Raw genomic sequence first — 19,053 nt, forward strand, 5'->3', positions numbered from 1 at the left:
CCTTCCTCTCGACTTTGTCAAGGGCAAGCCGCTATTTTCTCCTGACTTCTCTCAGGAAAACGCGGCTCCGCTTTCCGCGAGGGGTAAATATAGGCAAGTTTTACACCCTGTCAAGTGCCTTGAGCTTTTGCCCTCAAACCTGACGCGGGAAAATATAGAAACTTCAAACGGAAGTGTCAAGAGTTTTGTTGATCTTTCTTCCAAAGTTTTTCAAGAGAAACAATCTCTTTAAGGCGAGAAAGTCTTGTATAACAACGCTTTCTCTGCTTCTCATCGTTTGAGTTTTTCAAAACGTACTCACATACTTTTTTTGATGCAATAAGCTTGCCATCAGCCTCAAGAACATCTGAAACAATTTCAAGAAGTTCCATTTTTTCTTCTTCTGTAATTAAACCTTCTCTTAAAATTCCCTTTGCAATCTGAAGAATCTCTCCAAACCGCTCCTGTTCCATATAAATAATCGCAAGCTCAAGAAAGGCATCCATTATAAGCCATGAACTTTCTGCGTAATCTATAATTTCCCTTAAAATCTGCTCCGCCTGGTCATACTTTCCTTTTTCAATAAGGAGTTCTGAAAGCATCCGCATACTATCTTCTTTAAGATAAGACTCAGAGTTTGCTATTGCTTTTCTAATATAAAACTCAGCAAGCTCGTCTTTTCCAAGAATATCATAAATGGAAGCCACATATTGGTAGAGGTAAGGAGCATCCGGGAATTTTTCAAGGGACATCAAAAGAATATCAAGGGCTTCTTCTGCTTTTCCATTAGAAATAAGAATTTCAACAAGCTTTTGCTTATAATCCATATCATCTGGCGACTTCCCACAAACCTTACGCATCAATTCCTCAGCCCTATCAAAATCACCAATAAGCTGGAAAAACTTAGCGCTTTCATAAAGGAAAGAAACAGTATCTATTTTTTTTAAGCCTTCCTCTATAACATTTTCAGCCATATCAAGATTACCTGCAGAGTAGTAATAAGTTCCAAGCTCTACATAGGGATACTCCGAAAATGGATCAATCATAAGCAGTGTTTTAAGAATCTTAAGGGCTTCTTTTTTTATTCCCTGCCTTTTATAAAGCTTATGAAGCTCAATATAAGGTTCAGGATCAAAAGGATTTAAATCAATCGCCTCTTCAAGAAGCTTCTTTGCTTCAATGTAATCCTTCTTCTCAATAAGGTATTGACTTTTAATAAGATTCTGCCTTGACCTTATATCAGCTTCTATAAACCGTGCCTGCTCAAAATATTCTTCCGCCTTCTCGCTATTTCCTACCTTTTCATAAGCTTCTGCCAGCAACAGTAGATAATCAACATTTTTCTTAAAGTAGTTTTTATGCTTTTCCAGCTGCGATATGGCTTTCAAATACTTTTTATTCTCTATAAGATTTTTGGCTTCCTTTAGGAGGGTGTCTATCTCTTTTTTGAATCCTTTCAAATAAAATTCTCCTGAGGTTGAGATATCTTCTTTTTTAAAGTATAAATTTAATTTGAAAATTTTCAATAGGCTTGGAGGATTTTAATGCTTGCAAATATAAGAAAGAATATGAAACTTTTCAGCATACCTTTATGGATAGTAACCGCTTCCTTCATACTGACAATTTTCCTTGTATGGGGAAAAGGTTCTGTATCAGGACCAGGCGTTAATGATGTAGCAACTGTTAACGGTAAACCAATCTCGGCAACAGACTTTTACAAAACAGTTGACAGATTAACATCTTCCGGAATGAATAAAAAACAGGCTGAATCGGAAGCACTGCGCAGATTGCTTTTGAGAACGCTTTTACTTGATGCCGCAGAAAAGGAAGGACTTAAAGTAAGCGACTGGGCGGTTGCACAGCGTATAGCAAGTTTCACTGTCTTTCAAGAAAATGGAACATTTTCAGAAAAGCTTTACAAAAAATGGTTAAAACAGAACCATCTAACACCAGAACTGTTTGAAAATGAAATAAGAAAAGATCTTTTAATAGAAAAACTACAAACGGTAGTTGAGAGAACTCCATACGTAACTGAAAAAGAACTTAAACTTTTTTACAAGACAGCATTTGGAAAGAGAAAATATGAATACAAAATATTCAAAATTGACGAAAAGAAAATTAAAGTAAACGAAAAAGAGATTGAGGAATTTTACAATAAAAACAAAGATATGTTTAAAGAGACAAATACAGTGGTTAAAGGTGTAGAAATACCAAAATCTGAAAAGAACGCAAAGGAGCTTGTCAAAGAAGCTTACAGACTGGCAAAAGAAGGAAAACTTTCATCCTTTAAAAAACTTCCGGTTAAAGAAATAGAAGATAAAAAGTTGCTCTCAGAAATTGAAAACAGCACACAAAACCCCGGATACATAGAGAAAGATAAGTTTTATATCGTATATTCAAAAGAATCTACATCAAGAACTGTTCCTTTAAAGGAAGTGAAAGAAAATATTATTGAAATGTTAAAAGGTGAAAAAGCTAAAGAGATAGCACTTAAAAAAGCTGAAAATGCAGCTAAAGCAGGAAAACTTGATAACCCTGTTAAAACTGACTATTTAAGCGGGAATGAACTTATCCAGCAAACAGGACTCATGGATCTAAATGGAGAAATAACAACAAAAATAGTTAAAGCAAAAACAGGAACTTTAATGGGACCTTTCAAAACTTTAACTGGTTATATGGTAATAAAACCTGTAACCGACATAAAAGTGGATAAGTATGAAAAGGATAAAATGGAAACGTTAAAAACATTCCTGCTAACAGAAAAGAAAAAAGCAGCTTTTCAAGCTTACGTTCAATTTTTACAGAACAAAGCTAAAATTCAGATAAATCCAAAATTCTTCCCGGAGAGTAAGCTGTGAAAAGTATGACAGGATACGGAAAAGGAGAAGCCACAAATAACTTGATTAATGTTACTGTTGAAATCAAAACGATAAATAGTAAAGCTCTTGACGTAAGAATCAATCTTTCAAGAGCTATCAACAACCTTATGTCAACCTTTAACGAAATATTGAAAAAGTATATAAAAAGGGGAAAGGTTGATGTTTTCATAAACTACAAACTAAGCCCCGACGTTGAAATCCCTGTATGCGTAAACTATTCAATGGCAAAAACTTACATTAATGCAATAAACAAAATTTCAGGGCTTACAGGAAAAGAGATCTCCATTACAATGAGAGACCTTTTATCTATGCATGATATATTTATGAAGGAAGAGATAGACTTTTCTAAATTTGAACCTGTATTCATTGAAGCTTTTGAATCAGCCTTAAAAAAAGTTGATGAAGAACGTATAAAAGAGGGAGAAAAACTTAAGCAGGACATTGAAAAAAGACTTGAAAAAATAGAGGCAACTGTAAGAAAAATAGAAAACCGATCAAAAGAAATCTCCAAAATTCTTTTTGAAAAACTGAAAGAGAAAGTCAGCAAACTACTTGAAGATTTTGATGATAAAGAAGAATTAACAAAAAGAGTAGAACTTGAAGTAGCCCTTCTTGCAGAAAAGCAGGATGTATCTGAAGAAATCACCAGGCTCTACTCTCATATAAAAAGATTTAGAGAACTCCTAAATGAAGATTTCAGTGGTAAAACGATGGATTTCCTCTGTCAGGAAATGCACAGAGAAATTAATACTCTCGGTTCAAAACTCAAAGAGATAAACATAACAGAGCCTATTTTACAGATAAAAACAGAAATAGCAAGGATAAAAGAGCAGGTTCAAAATGTGGAGTAAAGGATGAAAGGTTTATTAATTGTAATCTCTGCACCTTCAGGCACAGGAAAGACAACCCTTGTAAATATGCTGATGAAAGAGATTCCAACCCTTGAATTTTCAATCTCATGCACCACCAGAAAACCAAGACCGGGAGAAGTAAACGGTAAAGATTACTACTTCCTTTCTTTAGAAGAGTTTGAAAAAAAGATAGAGAACAATGAACTCCTTGAGTGGGCAGAGGTTTATGGCAACTTTTACGGCACTCCAAAAGACAAAGTTTTACAGGCTCTTAAAGAAGGAAAGGACATACTCCTTGACATAGACACTCAAGGAGCCCTTCAGGTTAAGAAAAACTATCCGGACGCCGTGCTTATATTTATACTTCCTCCTTCTCTAAAAGAGCTTGAAAAGAGATTAAAAAAAAGAGGAACTGAAGACCCTGAAACGATAGAAAGAAGACTTTTGATAGCTCATAAAGAGATAAGCCTTGCAACAAAATATGATTACATAATAGTAAACGACCAGATTGAAAGAGCTTTTGAAAATCTTAAATCTATCATTACAGCTGAAAGGTGGAAAACTCATCGGATCAAAGAACAATTTGATGAAATTATTAATGATAAGGAGATGTTAGAACTTTTAAAAAGCGGGGCTTAAGCCCCGCTTTTTTATTGTTCTTCTTTATCTTCTTCCTTCTTCTCTTCTTTAAATTCAACTTCTTCAATCTCAGCAAGTTCAATCAATCTATCAAGAGCTTTCTGTCTTAAAACATCCTGCTTTACCATAGGCATAAGGTTTCTCTCTTCAAGAGACTGTCTTGCAAGAACAGTATCTCCATTAAAAGCCATGTTTGCAAGCTTTTCAATTTCTTTCTCTATATCTTCATCCGTTACTTCAAGACCTTCAAGCTCAGCTACCTTCTCTAGAAGAAGTTTGACCTTTACTGTTTTTTCCGCAGTCGGACGCACCATTTCAGCTATCGTTTGAGGCGAAATTTGCTTTACATCAACACCAAACTGAGCAAGCCTCATTATCTGATTTTCGGCCTGAGCCTTTATCTCCATACTTAAAAGGGATGAAGGCACAGGAATTCCCACTTTTTTAAGTAGCTCTTCAACTATCTTATCTTCCACTTCTTCCTGCTGTCTTTCAGCTTCTGCTTTTTCAAGGTCTTCTCTTATTTTTGACTTAAGCTCTTCTACTGTTTCAACACCAAACTTCTTTGCAAACTCATCATTTAACTCTGGAAGTTTCTTCTCCTTAACCGCAAGAACCTTAAACTTCAAAGTAACATCCTTACCAGCAGCATCTCCATATTTTTCATCTTCAGGAGCTTTAAAAGAAACTTCACCCTCTTCACCCTTTTTCTTACCAATAACCGCTGAGTCAACTTCTGACCACAGCTGATTTTCTCCAAGAACAGCTGTAACTTCTCCTTTCTTCTCTTCACCATCAATTATTGCAACATACTCAAGGTCAACAAGATCCCCTTTCTGGGCAGGTCTATCAACCTCTTCAAACTTTGCTTCTCTGTTAAGTAAAGATTCAAGAACCTGCTCCACATCTTTATCTTCTATTTTCCTAACACTTTTTGTTACCTTTATCCCTTTATAATCCTCAGGTTTAAGATCTATTTCCGGCTTAACCTCAAAAATTACTACACACTCAAGTGTATTATTTCTATCATCATACTTTAAATCTTCAATGTAAGGCTCTGAAATCAAAACAAGATTTGCTTCTTTTATTCCTTTATCAAGCTCCTTTGGGACAATGGCTCTTACAAGATTCTCCTCAATCAAATCTTTATACTGCTTTTTAATAATATTTACAGGAGCTTTTCCTGGTCTGAATCCCGGTATTTTTGCGTTTTTTCTTATCTCTTTACAGATATTCTCAACCTCTTTCTTAACAACTTCAGGTTCAGCTACAATTTTCGCTTCGTAAACAACACCTTCTCTCTTACTTACTGTACAGGCCATCTATATCCTCCTTGATTATTTTCTAACTCTTCCTGCTACCTTAAGTGGTAAACTCCACACTTTTGTGAACGCCGCTCCCGCTTTATGGTCAAATGAATCGTGCGGACTATAAGTTGCAAGGTCTTCAATATACATAGATTTTTCAGCACTTCTACCAACAACATTTCCGCAACCTTTGTAAAGTTTAAATTTAACCTTACCTGTTATAAGTTTTGCTATGTTCTCGTTAAAAGCATCAAGAGACTCTCTCAATGTTGAAAACCAGAGACCGTTGTAAACAACTTCCGCATAAGGATGGCGAACATGGGTAATCTTGTAGTGGTAGGTAAACCTGTCAAGAACCATACTTTCAAGCTCATCATACGCTTTTATCAAAAGAAGTCCGGCAGGGGACTCATAAACCTCTCTTGATTTAATGCCAACAAGCCTGTTTTCAATCATATCAATTCTTCCAAATCCGTGCTTCCCGGCTATCTCATTTAAATCCCATATAAGTTTCCAGAGATCTTTATAAACTTTACCATTTATAGCCACAGGTATCCCTTCCTTAAACTCTATCTCTACATATTCCGGTGTATCAGGAGCTTTCTCTGGAGAAACTGTAAGGACAAAAGCATCTTCTGGAGGTTCAGCATAAGGATCCTCAAGAGGACCAGACTCTATTGCAACACCCCACAAGTTTCTGTCATACGAGTAGGGTTTCTCCTTTGTTGCAACAACAGGAATACCGTACTTTTGAGCATACTCTATCTCCTCTTCTCTTGACTTAAACTCCCACTCTCTGACAGGAGCAAGAACTTCTATATCAGGGTCAAGTGCCCAAACAGATGCTTCAAACCTTACCTGGTCATTTCCCTTACCTGTTGAACCGTGAGCCACATAATCAGCACCTACCTTATGAGCAAGCTCAACAAGTTTCTTTGAAATCAAAGGTCTTGAAAGGGCCGACAGTAAAGGATATTTTCCCTCATAAAGAGCGCCTGCTCTCATAAGAGGCATGCAGTACTCCCTTGCAAACTCCTCTTTTATATCATCTATAACAGCTTCAACAGCTCCGGCCATTTTAGCCTTTTCTTCTATTTCGGAAAGCTCTTCACCCTGACCAACATCAGCAGTATAAGTTATAACCTCAAAACCTCTATCAGTAAGCCATCTAACAATAACAGAGGTATCAAGTCCTCCCGAATACGCAAGAACCACTCTTTTACTCACAACTTCCTCCAGACAAAAGATTAATAGATGGTGAATTTTATACAAAATTGATTGACATTTAAAGAGAGAGTGGCTATATTTGTAGCCATCAGAAATGTGGCGACGTGGCTCAGGTGGTTAGAGCGGGCGGCTCATACCCGCCAGGTCGGTGGTTCAACTCCACCCGTCGCCACCATATAAATAATCTTCTCATAAAAACTGTATGGATTTAAAAAAAAGAGTTCTCCAAACTATTAAAAAGTTTTCTCTTATTTCTCCAGGCGATACAGTTCTATGTGCCGTGTCAGGAGGCCCTGATTCTGTTGCTCTCCTTTTTATTCTTAATGAAATCTCAAAAGAGGAAATTCCAATCTCTCTGTACATCGCCCATTTCAATCACATGTTAAGAGAGGAGAGCGACGAAGAGGAAAATTTTGTAAAAGAGATAGGCAATTCTCTCAATATTCCAGTTTTTACAGAAAGAAAAAATTTAAAAGAGATTACAGGCGGCAAAAACATAGAAGCTATAGCAAGAAGAGAAAGGTATAAATTCCTTTACAAGATAGCACAGAAGATTGAAGCAAACAAAATAGCAACAGGCCATACAGCTTCAGACCTTGCAGAAACAGTAATTTTTAATCTCACAAAAGGAAGCGGTATAAAAGGGTTACGTGGCTTTTTGCCGAAACGGGAGAAAATTATAAGGCCACTTTTTGAAACAACAAAAGAAGAAGTTGAAAATTATCTGAAAGAAAGGAAAATTCCATATAGAATAGACTTTTCCAACTTCTCAATGAAATTTTCCAGAAACCTTATAAGAATAAAGGTAATCCCGGAGCTAAAAAAGATAAATCCATCCCTGGAGAAAACCATCCTTAGAGAAACAGCCACACTAAGAGAAGCGGAAGATTTTATAAAAGAAGAGGTCAAAAAAATTCTAAGTAGAGCCAATATTCGTAGTGATAAAGCAGAAATTTCTCTTTCAATCATAAAAGCTGTGCATCCATTTATACTAAAAGAAACCATAAATGAAATGTTCTTCAAAATTTCGGGAGAATACCTTAACAGGACAAAGTTAAAAGCGATAGAACACCTGATAAAAAAAGATGAAAGTGGTGAAATTGACCTGAAGAAAGGATTTAAAGGTAGAAAGGACCAGAACAGTTTTTCCATAGAAAAAGAACAATTTTCACCAGAAAACAAAGTGAAAATTAAAGTAACTAGCGAAACAGAGAAAATAGAAACCCCTTCAGGAACTTTCATTTTTAATGCTAAAAATCCCCATTTTGAAATTCCAGAAGAAATAATAAAAAAGGGAGTTTTTATAAAAAATCGTGAAGGAGGAGAGTGGCTCCAATTTCCATACGGCAGAAAAAAATTGAAAAAATTTTTTATAGAAAAGAAAGTTCCTGTTAAATTAAGGGATTTTCTTCCTATTGTTGTTACAGCAGACAACGAAGTAATATGGATTCCAGAATTGTTTAAAAAAACATATATTAAGGAAAATCAAAACATCATAGGTGTGAGGTTTGAAAGTGGAATTAAAAATTTTGATAACTGAAGAGGAAATAAAAAAAAGGATAAAAACACTTGCAAAAGATATTTCTGAAGAGTTCAATGGAGAGAAAGTAACGGCTATCTGCCTTTTAAAGGGAGCTTTTATTTTTACAGCAGACCTTGTAAGGGAGATGAAAACAGAAGTTGAAATAGAGTTTATGAGAATAAAAAGTTATGAAGGGACAGAAAAGGGAGAAGACAAACTGATATACAATGTGGAAAGTGATATAGAAGGAAAAAATGTTCTAATCATTGATGACATTCTTGACACAGGCGGATGTCTTAAAACGGCAGTTTCTGTTATAAAAGAGAAAAAACCTGCTAAAATAAAAACCTGCGTTCTTCTTGAAAAGGAAAGAGATAAAGTTATAGATGCTGATTTTGTTGGATTTAAAATTCCAGATAAATTTGTAGTAGGCTACGGTCTTGATATGAATGAGCTTTACAGAGACTTACCGTATATAGCTGTCGTTGAATAAAAACTTCAACTGGAAGGAGTAAAGAATGAATCGGTTCCAAGACATATTAAAAAGTGTGGCTCTTTGGATAACTATAGCGTTACTCATGATAATTGCATTTAACTTTTTCAGTTCTCCACAATTTACAAGAAAAACGATACCTTTCTCAACATTTCTGCAAGAAGTGGAAAAGGGAGAAATTAAAAAGGTTACCATTCAGGGACAGGAAATTACAGGTCAAACAAAAGAGGGACAGGAGTTTAAAACCTACACTCCTTACTATCCAGACCTTGTTAAAAAGCTGACAGAGAAAAATGTAGAGATAAATGTAAAACCTGAAGAAGGAAGTCCCTGGTATATCACAGTTCTTGTTTCGTGGCTCCCGATGATATTTCTCATAGTTATATGGATAAGCATGATGCGCCAGATGAACGCAGGCGGAAGCAAAGCTTTATCTTTTGCAAAAAGCAGAGCAAAAATCTTCATAGACAATAAACCTAAAGTAACATTTAAAGATGTTGCAGGTATAGATGAGATAAAGGAGGAAGTTGCTGAAATAGTTGAGTTCTTAAGAAATCCAAAAAAATACCAGCAACTTGGCGGTAAAATCCCTAAAGGAATACTGCTTGCTGGTGCTCCCGGAACAGGGAAAACTCTTCTTGCAAAGGCGATAGCAGGAGAAGCAAACGTTCCTTTCCTTTCCGTAAGCGGTTCAGAATTTGTTGAGATGTTCGTAGGTGTTGGAGCTTCAAGAGTAAGAGACCTCTTTGACCAGGCAAAAAAACACGCTCCCTGCATAGTGTTTATAGATGAGATTGATGCTGTGGGAAGGAAAAGAGGTGTTGGAGTAACAGGAGGACACGACGAAAGAGAGCAGACACTGAACCAGTTGCTTGTTGAAATGGACGGTTTTGAAAGTAACGAAGGGATTATAGTCATAGGTGCAACAAACAGACCTGATATTCTTGACCAGGCTTTATTAAGACCTGGAAGATTTGATAGACAGATATATGTTCCCCTGCCTGATGTAAAAGGAAGACTTGAAATTCTTAAAATTCACACCAAAGATAAACCTTTAGGTGATGATGTTGACCTTGAAGTTATAGCCCGTTCAACGCCCGGATTTTCAGGAGCCGACCTTGCCAACATAGTAAACGAAGCTGCACTTATAGCCGCACGGAAAGGACACGGAAAAATAATGATGGAAGATTTTGAAGAAGCAAAGGATAAAGTTACAATGGGAATAGAAAGAAAAAGTCTGGCTTTAAGTGAAAGAGAGAAAATAACAACAGCTTACCATGAAGCAGGACATACACTTGTAGCAAAACTCCTTCCAAATGCAGACAAAGTTCACAAAGTAACAATAATTCCCCGAGGTAAAGCTCTTGGAATTACCCAACAACTTCCTGAAGAGGATAAATACACATATACCAAAGACTACCTTCTTGACAAGCTTTGCGTTTTATTCGGCGGTAGAGTTGCAGAAGAAATAGCCCTTGGAACAATCTCCACAGGAGCTGGAAACGATATAGAGAGAGCCACTGAAATTGCCAGAAAAATGGTTGCAGAGTGGGGAATGAGTGAGAAGATAGGACCGATAGCAGTTAAAATGAAAGAAGAATTTGGAGAACCTGTTGAAATCGTAAGTGAAGACACAAAACGGTTAATAGACAAAGAGGTTAAAAGAATAATAAATGAAACCTATCAGAAAGCCAAGGAGCTTATAACCAGCAATTTTGAAAAACTTGAAAATCTTGCAAAAGCACTTCTTGAGAAAGAAACCCTTACAGGAGAAGAGATAGATCTTGCAATGGAAGGAAAACTAAACGATTCCGATAAACCACCTCAAAACCCTTCCCCACCAGAAAGTAAAAATAAAGAAAAGAACGATAAAAAGGATCTTCCACCTAACTTCAATCCTCAGTTCGATGCGTGAAGGAGAAAGCAGATGATAGATACAGAAAGAATAGAAAAAGCTGTTAGAGAAATCCTTCTAGCCATAGGAGAAGATCCAGACAGGGAAGGGCTTAAAGATACTCCAAAACGTGTTGCAAAAATGTATAAAGAAGTCCTTGCAGGATATGATGACTCCCCGGAAAACCACTCTGTCCTGTTTACAGAAAGATACGATGAAATGATTATAGTTAAAGATATTCCTTTCTTCTCCATGTGCGAACACCACATGCTTCCCTTTTTTGGAAAGATACATATAGCTTACATCCCGGGTGAAGATAGAGTCACAGGGCTTTCCAAACTTGCAAGAATAGCAGATGTTTACGCCAAAAGACTTCAGCTGCAGGAAAGAATGACTGAACAGATAGCTTCTGCAATAATGGAAAAATTTAACGCGAAAGGGGTTATGGTTGTGGTGGAAGCCCAGCACCTTTGCATGATAATGAGAGGAGTTAAGAAACCTGGCTCATTTACCATAACAAGTGCAATAAAAGGTATGCTTAGAAAAGAACCTACAAGAACGGAAGCACTTTTCCTTATAAAGGGTGGGAAATGAAAAAACTTTTAGCTTTATCATTTACAGTTCTGATTTTAAACTCCTGCGCAACTGCACCTCAAGAGAAAAAACAGATTCAACCACCTCCTATTCAGGAAACAAAAACGTTTACAAGAAAAGAGAAAGCTGACGGATTTTACAAAATAGGGGTTTCATATCTCCAGCTTGGAGACATTCCACTGGCGTTAAATTATCTCTTCAAAGCAAAGGATCTTAATCCGAAAGACCCCAAAATCTATAATATGATAGGCTACACCTTCTATGTAAGAGGAGATGTAAAACGGGCAAAGAAGTATATAAACAAAGCTCTAAACTTAGACCCTAAATTTTCCGAAGCGTATATGAATCTTGCAACTATTGCAGAAGAGGAAGGAAATTTAAAAGAGGCCAAAAAATATTACCTGAAAGCACTTGAAAACCCACTTTTTCTTAACCCGGAAGTTGCCTATTACAAACTTGCCCTTATAGAAGAGAAAGAGGGAAACTTAACACTTGCAAAAAGGCATTTAACACTTGCAATAAGGAACAACTTAGACTTTGCTCCTGCGTATGTTGAACTTGGCAAACTGCTTGAAAAAGAGGAAAAACAGGAAGAAGCAAAGGAACTTTACTATCAAATAATAAAAAGGTTTCCCAAGCTTCAAGAAGCCTACTACCGCCTTGCTTTAATATATTTAAATGAGAAAAATTTACCTCTTGCAGAAAAATTTATTAAGAAATGTTATAAAATTAATCCTGATTCCAGATGGGGTATAAAAGCGCAAGAGGTGATGGTTAAATATGGCTTTGAAAAATAAGTTCCTTATCTTAATATCTGTTTTTCTCGGGCTTTTTCTTGCATTTATAGCTGCCGGAATTCTCTTTCTGTATAAACCGGACTTTTTTCTCTCATTAATTTTCGGAAAGAAGCCAATAGAGATTACAGAAAAAAAAGAAACTCAAAAACTGACAAAAAAGGAGCTTTTCCAGATAGAAGAAATTGTCACAAACAACCTGTCTATGATTAAAGAAGGAATAACAATCCATCCTGCCATAATTTTCAAAATAGCTGAAACTGAAAACTCAACTGACGCTTACGTGCTTACACTTTCAGAACTTGAGTGGCCATTTGTAAAAACTATAGTAAGAGGCGGAATAACTCTTGACAGAGTGAAAAAAGTTTACAAATGTTCCGATATCTTTATACTGGATTTTGATACAAAAGGAATGGTCGTTCCACCTGTCAAAAGTGGACCTTTTATAGACAAAGGAGTTATAGTTCCGGGATTTGAAGGACAAAAACCGATAGTGTCTCCATTTTACGGTGATTGTCAGGAAATTTCAGGATTTGTGTTTAACCAGTTTGGTGATTTTTCGGGAGTTTGTAAAAGTCAAGATTTTATCCCTGCATCCTGGATAAACAATCTTAATCTATCAACGTGCTCAATAATTTACGGTAAACCTGCCCAGACAGAAAATTCAACAACAAACGATACTGAAAATACGACCGAAAATGAAACAGAAAACAGAACACTTGAATCAGAAAACATAACCAACAATACCAAACCAGATAACCAGACTTTAGAATTCAACCAGACATACATCGGGGAAAATAGCACTGGCAATTTCACAACCAATCAAACCGAATAAGGTATAATAAATTTCAAAACAGATTTAGAGAAGAAAAGATGCCATTCTTTAAAAAGAAAAATGCCATTGAGAACTTTAAGAAACTCCTTTCAAAGAAAAACTATTCAGACGCATTTAAAATAGCCATTACTATTCTGGAAAAGGACCCGGATAACCCATTCGTCCTTGATGAAGCAATAAATATCCTAAAACAGCTCCACAGAAAAGACTCTCTTGAAAATTTCATACTCTCTATAGCGGAGAAAAAATTTAAAGATGGTTATTACGATAAAGCCATAGCCATTTTAAAAAAGGGATTAAAAGAGGTTCCTTCCAGCTATTCTTTGATTAAACTACTATCTTCTATCTATGAAAAGAAAGACCTATACTACGAAGCTCTCAACTGCGTATATCAGGGATGGAAAAAAGCTAAAGAACCGGAAAAGAGCAAACTGAAGAAGTTAATGATAGAAAAACTCACAAAACTCCTTGAAACTGCAGAAGAATTAAAAAAACACGATACAGAAAAACTTTTAATCTATTTCTCAAATCTTGCCAGAAAACTTTTAAACGTTGACAGGTGCACCATCTACATCGCAGACCCGGAAAAGAAAATTCTATGGACCAAAATAGCCCACGGAATAGACAAAATAATCATCCCGATAGATAAAGGATTTGCAGGCTATGTGTACCGGACAGGAGAAAGTATAATCAGTAATGACCCATACAACGACAGACGGTTTTTTAAAGATGTGGACACCATCACAGGATATAAAACCAGAAATATTGTAACCGTTCCCATAATTATAAACGGAAGAAAAATAGGAGTGTTTCAGGCTCTGAACAAAATAGGAGAAAAATTCAACGAGGATGACCTATCCATTCTTACAATCTTAGCCCTACACAGTGCTCCCTACCTGATAGAAAGTATAAAAGAAAGTAAAAATTAAAAAATAGAAATCGGATAACTTTTTAACAGGAAGTTGCAAATATATCCATTTTGAATATATTTTAGCACCGTAAATGCGCCCGTAGCTCAACTGGATAGAGCGTGGGACTACGGATCCCAAGGTTGCAGGTTCGACTCCTGCCGGGCGCGCCACACTTTAATGGAAAAATCAGATGGAAAATCACCTTTTCTTCCTTAAAGAAGCCGTAAAAGAGGCAAAAAAAGCATTAAAATTTGGAGAAGTTCCAATCGGAGCTGTTATAGTAAAAAACAACAGGATAATTGGAAGGGGATTTAATAAAAAGGAGTTTCTCCAATCTCCCACAGCTCACGCGGAAATCATTGCAATTGAAGATGCAGCAAAAAGACTAAACTCCTGGAGACTTACAGGAACAATCCTTTATTCAACTGTTGAACCGTGCATTATGTGTTGCGGTGCAATTATTCAGGCAAGGATAGAGAAGGTTGTTTATTCAACACCTGACCCGAAATTTGGAGGAGTTGAAAGCCTTTTTTCTATATTCTCAAATGGAAACCTCAACCATAAAGTAAAGGTTGAAAAATATCCTCTTGAAGAACCAGAAAAGCTTCTGAAAGAGTTTTTCCGGAATCTTAGAAAAAAACAGGTATAATTTCCAAAACCGCTTTAGGGAGGCATTGTGAAACCTTTAAAAGAAAGACTTATGACCCCAGGACCAACTCCAGTTCCTGAAAGAGTGCTTCAGGCTATGGCATCACACACAATGTATCACAGGTCACCTAAATTTAAAGAAATTTTTGCAGAAACTATAGAAAGACTTAAAAGACTGTTCAAAACAGAAAGGGATACACTTATACTAACATCTTCCGGAACAGGTGCAATGGAAGCTGCTGTTTCCAATCTCTTTTCTCCTGGCGATAGTGCAGTTGTCATAGTTGGCGGAAAGTTCGGTCAGAGATGGAAAGAGCTGTGCGAAACCTTTGGAGTTAATCCTGTAGTTATAGAACTTGAATGGGGAAAGTCGGTAAATCCTGAAGATGTTAAAAAGAAAATTGAGGAAAACAGAAATATAAAGGGTGTTCTGGTTCAGATATGTGAAACATCAACAGGAGCTTTCAACGATGTTAAAGCTCTCGGAGAGATAACTGCCAGATATGATAATGTAATTCTTGTAGCTGATGGAATTACAGCCTTTGGTGTTTATGATATACCTGTTGATGACTGGAACATAGATGTTGCCATTACAGGCTCACAAAAAGCTCTGATGACACCACCGGGACTTGCTGTAATAAGCTTAAGTGAAAAGGCAAAATCAAGACTAAGCAGGAAAAAATGGGCATACTACTTTGACCTATCCAAAGAGATAAAGAATCAGGCTAAAGGGCAGACAGCATACACTCCGGCAGTAAACCTTATTGTAGGTCTTAATGAAGCACTTAAAATGATAGAAGAGGAAGGACTTGAAAATGTAGCTAAAAGACACGAAATACTTGCAAAATCAGCCCGCGCCGGTATAAAGGCTCTTGAACTTGAACTGCTCCCTGAACATCCTGCAAACGGCGTAACAGCAGTAAAACTTCCTGAACACATTGATGGACAAAAGTTTGTCTCATGGATAAGAGACAGACTCGGAATAGTTATTGCAGGAGGTCAGGAACACCTTAAAGGAAAAATTTTCAGATTGTCCCACATGGGATACATAGACATTTTTGACCTTTTAACTCAACTTGAAGCTGTTGAGTTTGCCCTGACAAGAATGGAGATGTATCCAGCTTACGGAAAAGCTGTTGCAGCAGCAATGGAAACCTATATAGAACTTGTTCATCAATCCCCAATCAAATATAGAGGAGAGAGGTAATCTCTCCTCCTATTTCCTATCATCATACTCTATCTTCACTTCCGGCTCTGGCGCTGGAAGAGTTTGAGCAGGTTTTGAAATTTCAAATTTCCCTTCTTCAATCCACTCCTTAAGAATCTGTGCTATCTCCCTTGCTTTGTAGTAGGAGGAAAGTGGTGATGCTGGAATTTTCTTACCCTCCACCTCTATAAATCCTTTTCTTAAATCAGCATAACTTACATACGCCAAAGGTTCTACCGACTCTCCACTTGGATAATCGTGAGAATAATCAAACACAGGAGCAAAAATTTCAGAATCCTTAACAGAGGTATAAAAAGCTATTCGTTCATTAAGTACAGGAATCGGAATACCAATTCCTACAAACAGCGAAACACCGTAACCAACTATTGAAGCAGCTCTTATAAACTCTGTACTCATCCCTTTCATATCACCGACAGTCATAATCGTTCCGCTACCTGCAAGGGGAATACCTCGCTCATTTCTTTTAACGTTCGGTGCGTGCTGAGTTCCATGAAAAGCTATATATCCCACACCGCCGCCAAGGAAAATTCGCGTTCCGATTCCTATAGTTTCAAAAAACGGATCATTTAAAAGGGGGCTTAACTGTCCAGCACTTGAATAGGTTGCGTTTGAAAGATTTGGTTTTAAAACACCCATATACGTGTAAATCGTTCGTGAGGATTTATTAACTGCAACATTATAGTTCTGATAACAGTTTCTCGGATTAAGCAGAATCGCATCCCTTACGGTATTTATGTTAATAATCTTTTTTATCTCTCTTCGCGGATAACAGTCTGTTCCGTAACCGTAAGCTTCAAGTTCTATGTCTTCCCCTGCAATAAGCTCTTCTATCACATGAGCTCCGCCATATTCAAACTTTCCCGGATAAACCTCGTTTCTTGGGTCATTTTCAGGAAGAGCCGTAGCACCTATATAAAGGTCAACAGCAGCAAGTCCTCCATAGGCAGGCACACCATTTAAATATATCTCCTCCATCTTCATTTTTGGCTTTGTATGACCAACATTTAAAAAAGCACCAGAAGAACACATAGCACCAAAAGTCCCTGTTGTTACAACATCCACCTCTTCAGCTGCCTTCACAACCCCCTTTTCTTCAACTATTTCTATCATCTCTTCAGCGGTAACAACAACCACTTCACCTTTTCTTATCTTTTCGTTAATCTCTTCATAGGTTTTATTTACTTTAAACTCTTCTTTCATACGCCAAACCTCTCTAAACAGGTTCTGCAAGCAGATCAACATTGCTTGCAAGACCTACTATTTTTCCTCTAACAAATTCTCCTGGCTTAAAATTCCCTTTAAGATAGACAATTCCATCTATCTCATAAGCACTTCTATAGCTTCTCGCTTCAACATATCCTTTCATATCCTGAGAAATAGCATCAACAAGAAGAGTAAACTCTTTTCCTACAAGTTTCTGACTGTTCTCCTCAAAAATAGCATACTGAACATCTTCAATAAAGTTAAGCCTTGAATCTTTAACATCCTCAGGTAAATCACCTAAGTTGTAAGCAGAAGTTCCTTCTTCTCTGGAATACTTAAAAAAACCTGCCCAATCAAGTTTCTTTCGCTTTAAAAAAGAAATTAGCTGTTCAAAGTCCTTCTCGGTCTCTGTGGGAAATCCAACTATAAAAGAACTTCTTATAGCAACATCAGGAATCTTTTCTCTTAGTTTATCAATCAACTCATCAATATAAGAGTATGAATATTTTCTTCCCATTGACATTAAAACCTTATCAGAAACATGCTGAAAAGGAACATCTATATAGTTAACAATTTTCTCACTTTCAGCAATTAAACCTATTAAATCTTTTGAAACATGAGTTGGATAGGTGTACATCAATCTTATCCATTCTATACCTTTTACTTTCTCCAGCCTTTTTAAAAGTCTTACAAGGGCATCTTTTTCTCCCCTGTCAAATCCATACGCTGTTGTATCCTGAGCCACGACATAAAGCTCTTTTATCCCCTTTTTAGCAAGAAGTTTTGCTTCTTCAACAATTTCATCAGCAGGACGACTTCTTAAAGGCCCCCTTATTATAGGAATTGCACAGTAGGAACAGTTGTTTGAACACCCTTCTGAAATTTTCAGATAAGCAAAATGGGGAAGAGTAAGAATCTCTCTGTAAAGAAACGGTTTATCAGGCTGAAAGCGCTTATTAAGAATCTTTTCTACACTCTTTTCAAGCTCATCAACACCTATAAAAACATCAACTTCAGGAAGCTCTTTTTTAAGTTCTTCTCTATAACGCTGATAAAGACATCCTGCAACAACAACCTTCTTTTCAGGATTACGTTTCTTTTCCTCTACAGCGGTTAATATTTCATCAATAGATTCCTCTTTTGCAGACCTTATAAAACCACAGGTGTTCACAATAACTATATCCGCATCTTCAACCCTATCCACAAAAATCACGTCTCCTGTGGCTTTTAAAAAACCAACCATAAGCTCAGTATCAACGTGATTTTTAGGACAACCAAGACTTATAACGGCAATCTTCTTTTTTTCCATAAATCACCCTTTTTTCTCAAGCCTTTTTACAACACTTTCAAAATCTATAGTGCCCTCATACACGGCCTTTCCTGTAATAGCCCCCACGACATTAGGAATTTCTGCAAGTCTAAAAACGTCTTCTTCTCTCGCAATTCCACCAGAAGCTATAACCGGTTTTTTTACACTCCCTGCAAACCGCTCAACCTCTTCAAAGTTCGGTCCTTCCAGAGTACCATCTCTTGAAATATCTGTATAGACAAAACCCCATATAGGCTCATCCTCATACTTTTTAGCAAACTCAACTGCTTTTAACTCTGTCTTTTCAACCCATCCACGAGTAGTCATATAACCATCTTTAGCATCCACTCCAAGCACCATACCATCAGGAAAAACATCTATCATCTCTTCAAAAAGCTCAGGATTTTCAACAGCAACCGTCCCAACAATTATACGGTCAACACCTGCATCCTTTAAAGCTTTCACAGCTTCTACCGTTCTCACTCCTCCACCAAACTGAACAGGAATAGAAAGTCTTTTAACTATCTCCTCCACTATTTTTATATTTTTAGGAACTCCTTCAAAAGCCCCATCAAGGTCAACAACATGAAGCCTTGTTGCCCCTTTATTCTGCCACAAAAGAGCAGCTTCAACAGGATTATCAAAATACTCCTTTACAGCATCAGCCCTTCCTTTATAAAGCCTAACGCACTTCCCATCTTTTATATCAACTGCAGGTATAAGCTCAAACATTGAATCCT

Annotated in this window: 18 protein-coding genes and 2 tRNA genes; 14 read left to right on the forward strand and 6 right to left on the reverse strand. The window is 36.9% G+C overall.

Annotated features, from left to right (window positions below; all coding sequences use genetic code 11):
* Positions 1-176 precede the first annotated feature (176 nt).
* On the reverse strand, positions 177-1,439 hold the full coding sequence (locus CHB58_RS06085) for a tetratricopeptide repeat protein (RefSeq protein WP_180706450.1): 1,263 nt from the start codon (positions 1,437-1,439) through the stop codon (positions 177-179).
* A gap of 84 nt (positions 1,440-1,523) precedes the next feature.
* On the opposite strand from CHB58_RS06085, the gene CHB58_RS06090 reads away from it, so the two are divergent.
* From CHB58_RS06090 to gmk, 3 genes are read left to right on the forward strand one after another with little or no spacing between them, the layout of a single operon-like run.
* Positions 1,524-2,837, forward strand: a complete 1,314-nt coding sequence (locus tag CHB58_RS06090) for a peptidylprolyl isomerase (RefSeq protein ID WP_089323225.1) — start codon at positions 1,524-1,526, stop codon at positions 2,835-2,837.
* Positions 2,838-2,842: 5 nt separating this feature from the next.
* Positions 2,843-3,709: a YicC/YloC family endoribonuclease gene (locus tag CHB58_RS06095; RefSeq protein WP_245807353.1), complete on the forward strand. Its 867-nt coding sequence runs from the start codon at positions 2,843-2,845 to the stop codon at positions 3,707-3,709.
* A gap of 3 nt (positions 3,710-3,712) precedes the next feature.
* Entirely contained in the window at positions 3,713-4,348 is a 636-nt protein-coding gene (gmk, locus tag CHB58_RS06100) for a guanylate kinase (RefSeq protein ID WP_089323227.1), read from the forward strand.
* An 11-nt stretch (positions 4,349-4,359) separates the two neighbouring features.
* On the opposite strand, the gene tig is transcribed toward gmk, so the two are convergent.
* Together tig and CHB58_RS06110 are read right to left on the reverse strand one after the other, a co-directional pair.
* Positions 4,360-5,670: a trigger factor gene (gene tig, locus CHB58_RS06105; RefSeq protein WP_089323228.1), complete on the reverse strand. Its 1,311-nt coding sequence runs from the start codon at positions 5,668-5,670 to the stop codon at positions 4,360-4,362.
* 15 nt (positions 5,671-5,685) lie between these two features.
* Positions 5,686-6,882 (reverse strand): argininosuccinate synthase, encoded by a 1,197-nt coding sequence (locus CHB58_RS06110; protein ID WP_089323229.1) that lies wholly within the window; start codon positions 6,880-6,882, stop codon positions 5,686-5,688.
* A gap of 98 nt (positions 6,883-6,980) precedes the next feature.
* Here CHB58_RS06110 and CHB58_RS06115 point away from each other — a divergent pair.
* The 11 genes from CHB58_RS06115 (at position 6,981) to CHB58_RS06165 (ending at position 15,780) form a co-directional block, all read left to right on the forward strand.
* Positions 6,981-7,057: transfer RNA gene (locus CHB58_RS06115), tRNA-Met, on the forward strand.
* Between the two features lie 27 nt (positions 7,058-7,084).
* On the forward strand, positions 7,085-8,422 hold the full coding sequence (tilS, locus tag CHB58_RS06120) for a tRNA lysidine(34) synthetase TilS (protein WP_089323230.1): 1,338 nt from the start codon (positions 7,085-7,087) through the stop codon (positions 8,420-8,422).
* The gene (gene hpt, locus CHB58_RS06125) at positions 8,397-8,897 is read left to right on the forward strand and encodes a hypoxanthine phosphoribosyltransferase (RefSeq protein ID WP_089323231.1); all 501 of its coding nucleotides are present in this window, start codon (positions 8,397-8,399) and stop codon (positions 8,895-8,897) included. The genes tilS and hpt overlap by 26 nt, the downstream gene beginning before the upstream one ends.
* Positions 8,898-8,922: 25 nt before the next feature.
* The gene (gene ftsH / locus CHB58_RS06130; RefSeq protein ID WP_089323232.1) at positions 8,923-10,812 is read left to right on the forward strand and encodes an ATP-dependent zinc metalloprotease FtsH; all 1,890 of its coding nucleotides are present in this window, start codon (positions 8,923-8,925) and stop codon (positions 10,810-10,812) included.
* A 12-nt stretch (positions 10,813-10,824) separates the two neighbouring features.
* Positions 10,825-11,385, forward strand: coding sequence for a GTP cyclohydrolase I FolE (gene folE, locus CHB58_RS06135; RefSeq protein ID WP_089323233.1), 561 nt, complete (start codon positions 10,825-10,827; stop codon positions 11,383-11,385).
* The gene (locus CHB58_RS06140) at positions 11,382-12,182 is read left to right on the forward strand and encodes a tetratricopeptide repeat protein (RefSeq protein WP_089323234.1); all 801 of its coding nucleotides are present in this window, start codon (positions 11,382-11,384) and stop codon (positions 12,180-12,182) included. Before folE ends, CHB58_RS06140 begins: the two co-directional genes overlap by 4 nt.
* A complete protein-coding gene (locus tag CHB58_RS06145; RefSeq protein ID WP_089323235.1) occupies positions 12,166-13,014 on the forward strand; it encodes a hypothetical protein in 849 nt (282 codons plus the stop codon). Before CHB58_RS06140 ends, CHB58_RS06145 begins: the two co-directional genes overlap by 17 nt.
* Before the next feature lie 38 nt (positions 13,015-13,052).
* On the forward strand, positions 13,053-13,943 hold the full coding sequence (locus CHB58_RS06150) for a GAF domain-containing protein (protein ID WP_089323236.1): 891 nt from the start codon (positions 13,053-13,055) through the stop codon (positions 13,941-13,943).
* Positions 13,944-14,018: 75 nt separating this feature from the next.
* Positions 14,019-14,095 (forward strand) — tRNA-Arg (locus CHB58_RS06155).
* A gap of 20 nt (positions 14,096-14,115) precedes the next feature.
* Positions 14,116-14,574 (forward strand): nucleoside deaminase, encoded by a 459-nt coding sequence (locus CHB58_RS06160; RefSeq protein WP_089323237.1) that lies wholly within the window; start codon positions 14,116-14,118, stop codon positions 14,572-14,574.
* Positions 14,575-14,601: 27 nt separating this feature from the next.
* Positions 14,602-15,780 carry a pyridoxal-phosphate-dependent aminotransferase family protein gene (locus CHB58_RS06165; RefSeq protein ID WP_089323238.1) on the forward strand — a complete coding sequence of 393 codons (1,179 nt, stop codon included), beginning with the start codon at positions 14,602-14,604 and terminating at the stop codon, positions 15,778-15,780.
* 9 nt (positions 15,781-15,789) lie between these two features.
* Here the strand turns inward: CHB58_RS06165 and CHB58_RS06170 are convergent, their stop codons facing one another.
* From CHB58_RS06170 to hisA, 3 genes are read right to left on the reverse strand one after another with little or no spacing between them, the layout of a single operon-like run.
* A complete protein-coding gene (locus CHB58_RS06170; protein ID WP_089323239.1) occupies positions 15,790-17,001 on the reverse strand; it encodes a homocysteine biosynthesis protein in 1,212 nt (403 codons plus the stop codon).
* Positions 17,002-17,014: 13 nt separating this feature from the next.
* Complete coding sequence (rimO, locus tag CHB58_RS06175; RefSeq protein WP_089323240.1) at positions 17,015-18,313, reverse strand: 30S ribosomal protein S12 methylthiotransferase RimO; 1,299 nt, start codon at positions 18,311-18,313, stop codon at positions 17,015-17,017.
* A gap of 3 nt (positions 18,314-18,316) precedes the next feature.
* The gene (gene hisA, locus CHB58_RS06180; protein WP_089323241.1) at positions 18,317-19,045 is read right to left on the reverse strand and encodes a 1-(5-phosphoribosyl)-5-[(5-phosphoribosylamino)methylideneamino]imidazole-4-carboxamide isomerase; all 729 of its coding nucleotides are present in this window, start codon (positions 19,043-19,045) and stop codon (positions 18,317-18,319) included.
* Positions 19,046-19,053: the final 8 nt, after the last annotated feature.

Source organism: Desulfurobacterium atlanticum (assembly GCF_900188395.1).
GTDB lineage: Bacteria > Aquificota > Aquificia > Desulfurobacteriales > Desulfurobacteriaceae > Desulfurobacterium_A > Desulfurobacterium_A atlanticum.